This window comes from Ectothiorhodospira lacustris (assembly GCF_022227845.1).
Lineage (GTDB): Bacteria > Pseudomonadota > Gammaproteobacteria > Ectothiorhodospirales > Ectothiorhodospiraceae > Ectothiorhodospira > Ectothiorhodospira lacustris.
The window spans coordinates 1-837 of the sequence record NZ_JAJNQN010000046.1; the positions used below are offsets into that span (position 1 = coordinate 1).

An 837-nucleotide genomic window follows, 5' to 3' on the forward strand; every position below is an offset into this window, starting at 1 on the left:
TGTATTGTTCACACTAATGAGAATTTAACATGGAATATAGTTTTCGAATTAAATATGACACCGGCACTAAAGAGTTTGACGGTCTTGATATGTACTACGGATCGAAATCATTGGCAGCAATCTCAGAGTTTTTACTCCTTTCTGTCCATGCATTTCTGAAAGAAGAAATCATTCTCCAAGCACCTGCAGCGAAGGGGTTTAGGATGGTTCTTCAGAGGGCCTCAATAGGTTCATACGATCAGATTATTCAGATGATTATCACAGATACTCAAACTGTGTCTTTGATGACTGATTTGGGTAAAAACGGACTTTATGATCTTATAAAATATATGCTTTGCAGTTTACTTGGCATTCCTTTCGCCCTGCAAAACAGGAAGGCAAAGAAAAAACTAAATGCATTAATGCAGCAAAACGAAGATCTGCATAAACGCTTGGAAAGCGCACTGATATCTGCGCACCTCCCAGTGAAGCATCAGGGTTACTCTACTGTAATGATGTTGGGGAGAACCCCAATTATAAAGTTCGATGAAAATACTTTAAGTTATCTCGAAACTGAAATCGTAGATCCTGATAGCGAAGTTATTCCAGTAGCAGTAAGTAGATTCAATGCAAGAACTGGAACAGGCCGTTTCATCGAAGATATTGACTCCATTTCTCATGGCTTTTCGCCTATTAATGACCTGACTGACTACGAAAAAGAAATTATGGCCGATAATCTGGGAAAGGTTGCTAGGGGAATATTCGAGCCACTGAACGCAATTGTTACTCGTGTCACATCTCAAGATGGTGTTTTAAAGCGATATCAGCTGCATGGAATTAGCGATGCCTAAAATTCAG

The 837-nt window shown here is 39.4% G+C and carries 1 protein-coding gene; it reads left to right on the top strand.

Annotation, left to right across the window (positions count from 1 at the left end; genetic code table 11):
- Positions 1-29 precede the first annotated feature (29 nt).
- Positions 30-830, top strand: a complete 801-nt coding sequence (locus LQ956_RS14870) for a DUF7946 domain-containing protein (protein ID WP_238630339.1) — start codon at positions 30-32, stop codon at positions 828-830.
- The last annotated feature ends 7 nt before the right edge of the window (positions 831-837 follow it).

What these genes read in the sequence shown, in the direction of transcription:
- LQ956_RS14870 (WP_238630339.1), top strand. Translation starts at nt 30, where the DNA reads ATGGAATATAGTTTTCGAATTAAATATGACACCGGCACTAAAGAGTTT.